1 protein-coding gene and 1 pseudogene are annotated in these 4,795 nt (G+C 60.6%); both read right to left on the bottom strand.

Features of this window, described 5'->3' with window-relative positions; translation table 11 throughout:
• Window positions 1-628: pseudogene (locus ACT6UX_RS30180) on the bottom strand (transposase); the annotation flags it as partial.
• Between the two features lie 368 nt (window positions 629-996).
• Complete coding sequence (locus ACT6UX_RS30175; protein WP_444778833.1) at window positions 997-4,470, bottom strand: heparinase II/III domain-containing protein; 3,474 nt, start codon at window positions 4,468-4,470, stop codon at window positions 997-999.
• Window positions 4,471-4,795: the final 325 nt, after the last annotated feature.

Genomic DNA, 4,795 nt, shown 5'->3' with positions numbered 1-4,795 from the left:
GTCCATCGACCAGCGCTGGTTCGGTCCGCGTGCGGGGACCACGGAACCCGCGTCACCGCAGCCCGCTTGCGTCCGACGCGCCGGCGGACCTGCAGCCGTTCCTCGACGTACAGCCGACGCAGCCTCTTGTGGTTCATGTGAACGCCCTCGCGCGACAGCAGAACCCGCAACCGGCGCCAGCCAAAGCGACGGCGTATCGCCGCCAGCTCGCGCAAGCGCGTGCGAACAGCCTTGTCGTCCGGTCGACGGCTTTGGTAGCGGACCAGGGCACGGTCCACCCCGATCGCGCGGCACGCCCGCCGCTGGCTCACCCCATGCACGCTGCACAGGTGCGCCGCAGCCTCTCGCTTCGCCGCGGGCGTCACCATTTTTTTGAAGCGATATCCTTCAGCATCGCCACGTCCAGCATCGTCTCCGCCAGCAACTTCTTCAGCCGACGATTCTCGTCCTCCAGCGAACACAGCCGCCTGGCCTCCGATACCTCCAGCCCACCGTACTTCGCCTTCCACTTGTAGAATGTCGCGCTGCTGATCCCGTGCTTGCGGCACACATCCGCAGTCGCTGCTCCCGCCTCATGCTCCCGCAGGATCCCGATGATCTGCTCTTCCGTGAACCGTGCCTTCTTCATCTGCCGTCTCCCCTCGAAGACGGACTCTACTCATTTCTGGAGGTGATGCAGGGGCTCAGGTCAGCATCACACTCGCCGCCAATCAAACTTACCGTCACGCCTTGCACCGGTGGGTCCACAGGACACCCCCACGCGCTGCTACGTCAGCCTCGTGACCGGCACTCCGCAGCGCGCGGGTGTCCTGTGGACTACCGGCACAAGCCTCCCTCCCGCGACAACGATGAAAATGCCTATACCCGCTGATGCATCTTTACTCCGGCCAACTGATGCATTTCTAGTCCGGCGTTGACAGCCTCGTCTTCTCCATCAAGGAAATGTGCCGGCTCCATCAAGGAAATGTGCCGGCGCAAACCCGGCGCCCTCGCCTATCAGACAGCAGTCATGCTCCTGCTCGCCCTGCTTCCTGCGGCCCCTCCTTCATAGGTCACCGCGACGTCACCGGGATCGCCCATCTTGACCTGAAGGGAGTACTGGCCGCCGGCATCACTCCATACAACGCGTCCAGAGCGAAGGGTGGCGTTGAACCGCGTCTGGGGCAGTGAAACGGCCTTCCCAAGCACGAACAGGGTAGCAAATCGCCCCATCTTCCCCATGGCGCATCTGACCGCCAAAGACGTCGATTCGGTCAGACTGTAGGGTCCGTCCGACGTCCAGCCCTGCAAATGCGGCTCGGTCTGACCGCGGACTACATTATAAATCTCATTATCAGGTATCAGGTTGAGCACGGTGAGGTCTTGCGCGCCGTCTTTCGCGAGTGCCTCCCCGCCGACCAGATCCACGACCCATCGCGACGCGAACTGGAACCACTGGCGATAATGGCGATCTGTGGTCCTATCGTTCAACCAGTCCAGCACCAGCAAAAACTGCCCCGGCTTCATGATCAGCGTCCTGCGATGCAGGACAGTGCGCAAGTGCGTGATATTGCAGTCCGTAATCGCCATGCCCGACTGCTCGCCGGCGTATCGGAGTGCCGATCCCCAGCAAGTGGTGCGCCGATCGAAGCTGGTGCCATCGATTTCGACGCAATTGTGAGCTCGGGTCGTCTCGATATAGATGCGCTTCGGATCGGCATACCAGAAGCCCTGCTTGAAAAGCTCTGTCCCCGGCTGGGTCTTGTTGGCGTAAGCGAAGCGCGCTGGATCGATCAGAATGTCGCGGCCGCGATCGTACCAGATAAAGCTCAGGTGATCCGCGTGCTTATGGACCCGTGAATGGAAGCCTGCCTGCTGAGCAAGATAGGAAAGGTCCTCAAAGCGCTCCCCTGCATCCACCGCTCCAAGGCGAGCAAAGACATAACCGCTTTTGGGATACGCCTTCACACCGACTGGGGGCTTCTTGCCCTGGCTTCCACCGGTGAGAATGAACTTGGTCGACTCTTCTCGATAAAGAGCTGCGATCTTCTCGCCCCGCACGATATTTCTGGGGTCCGTGTCGCCGAATTCGGCGAGACAGAAGTTCGGCTTCACCATCCATTGGAAAGCCGTCTCGATCTCGGTCATGAGCTTCATGTTTTCGTCATCGTCGAAGAACCCAGACCGGCGTGCATTGACCAACGTGCCCATCAACATGAAATGATAGCCCGGAGAGTGCTCGAGGTGTGGCCCTTCCTCACTGAAATGGAAGCGAAGCAGACGCCTTAGGCGCTGCATGCCCATGGCGTAGTCTTCGGCAAAGCCGGGCCAGTCAAGGAATCGGCGTGCCGCTGCAGCTTGGCCAAACGCCTGATACAAGCCGTGATTGGAATGCTCGCGAAAAAAGTGATCTCTACGCAGCAGCTTGAGATGAAAGAGCAGCGACTGACGGAAAAGCTCCGCGTCTTGTTCGCGGCCCTGCTGAATCAGGACGTCGAGTAGGTATGCCATACGAAACGCGCGAAGGCCGACCGCCATGTCGTACCATTCCACTGGCATGTTCGGCTTCACAAGACGATCGAGCTCTTCGTCGCTGTCCTTGCCCAATACAGGCACCTGAAAGGCCAGGATCCAGGACTTCGCATGCGCCAGGCAGGCCTCTAGATATTCCGGCTCGCCCTTTACGCTATGGCGAATCAGCAGGTCGCTGATGGCGTCCCAAGCGTGAAGATGATAGGCGAAGGAACGGTTGTGCGCGTTCCAGTCGATCGGCGGCAACACGGATGGGAGCCGGAAACCGTCTCGAACCCACCCGTCTCGCAAGTTGCTTTCGGTGAACTCCAGAAAGTGCGAGGAGATATCACGCGGCGCGGTCTCGAAACTCTCCAATGGCCGGACGGGGGGGCCCTCTGGCGGTCGAACCGGCTTCCTGCAGACGTAGATGGTCGCTTCGGTACCAGTGATAGGATCGGGCACGACCTCCACCTGGACCTCGAACCGGGCCTTGAGGTTCGCAAGGTAGCTGATACTGCCGAGAATCCGGAATGTGCCGACCCGATAGCGCTCCCACGCCTCGGCACCGTACCACTTCGCCTGCTCCGTCGCGTCCTCGATTTCCCGCGTTTCACCCTTCACGGGCGCCTCAACAGAGAAGAAGGTGCCGCCCTCCTCGAGGATGCGGGCGATCTCATCGAGGGCCTTCCCGAGGTCATAGATCAGCGGCATGACGTACGAGGCAAAGACCACCGGGCGGGAAGCAGTCCGGACCTCGGGCATCGAGCAGAAATTGACCACCAGGTCAGCCTTACGGTCCGGCATGATGTCAGCGCTGATCGTCTTAGCGCCGCGAGACTGGAGGAATTTGATTTCTGCAGCGGACGGAGAAAGGACCAGGACCTCCTTGCCTTCGATACTATATTGCCCGCGCAGGGCGGAATCGTATGCCACAGCAACACTGCGCTGTCGCTCGAGGGATCCGCATTGCGAGCATTGACGCCCGTTCAGTTTCGTGATGCTCGACTTCGGCGCTCCGCAGACTGGACACGCCGGGCTTGGCGCCACGGGCTCGCGCTTGACCGGGCTGCTCGTTCCGACCTCCTTCGGAGGCTCGACCAGCAGCCTTCCTGAGGTCACCAGGTCGACGACCTGTTGAGCCGATACAACCTCGATTCCAGCCGGTTTGAGGCCCTCCAGGAAGCCTCGGAAGCGGTTAAGCCTCTCAAGCCCTTCGTAGGCGAAGTGCTCATCCGCCCCGCGCGCCAGGAACGACCAGCTGTGCATCACGAGCACAGCAATGGTATCGGAACCATGTTCGTCCCAAAACGCGTCGAGATAGGCGTACATCGACGCGACGTCTCGAAAATAGCCGGTGTTGAAGTTGAACTCCAGCGGTCGCGGACCATTCTTGTAGTTGCTGACGATCGAGATGGGCAACTCGAGGAGGCCGCTCGGCGACACGAACTGCTTGCAGTTCATGGCGCTCGCCTCGGCGCGGCGCATGCTGTTGAGGCTCGAGTCGAGCCTTACGCCGCGCTGATGCAGAGCGTGAAGGAGGGAATCGCAGAAGCGGTACCCGCCGCCGCGAAAGGCGGTGGGGGCCAATCCCGTCGCCCGCGTGTGCCGCTGAACTATCTCGCCGGCAATGGCCTCCGCCTGAGGCAAGGAAAGCAGGTTTAGGTCGATCCGCGGCTTGATGTTGTGCCCGCTCCAGAATTTTTTGGAAAAGAAATCGGCATGGACGTGCAATTGCACGTCGTGCTTCCGACGCGCGATCTCGCGGCCGACCTCCTCGATAGCAGCGCCATAGAGATCAGTTTCCGCCCAATCGACGAACATCGTGAGAACGGCGTCGAACTCGTTCGCGAGATCCATCATCTCCCCGATGCCGGCACGGCCCTCCGGATAAGCTCCCCAAATGAGGCGATCGACGTGGTGGTCGCGCGCCCTGGCTGGCTGCGCCTCGACATCGACCGTGATCATCAGCTTTGGCATAGACGATTACTCTGTGGTCGGGTTCATCGGGAAGTATACACCATGGGAACGGCGAACTCGACACGGCCTGCCGGAGGCTTATGCCGCAACCGTTCCCCTCGGGAGGAATTAGAGCACCGAGCTTGAAATAAGAATCGAAAGGGGATTCCCAAGGAATCGGAAGTCTGATTCAAGATGCTGGCTGGGCGTGGAGGCCAGTATGGATGGGGAAGCCTTATTCGATTGACCTTCGGGATCGTGTTCAGGCGGCAGTTGCGAGCGGGGTGTCGCGGCGAGGCGCGGCTCGGCGCTACGATGTCAGTGCGAGCTTGCGGTGAAGCTGGCG

This window comes from Reyranella sp., from assembly GCF_052439685.1.
Taxonomy (GTDB): Bacteria; Pseudomonadota; Alphaproteobacteria; order Reyranellales; family Reyranellaceae; genus Reyranella.
The sequence above is the reverse complement of the archived record's forward strand: the minus strand, read 5'-3'. Positions and strand labels throughout refer to the sequence as shown.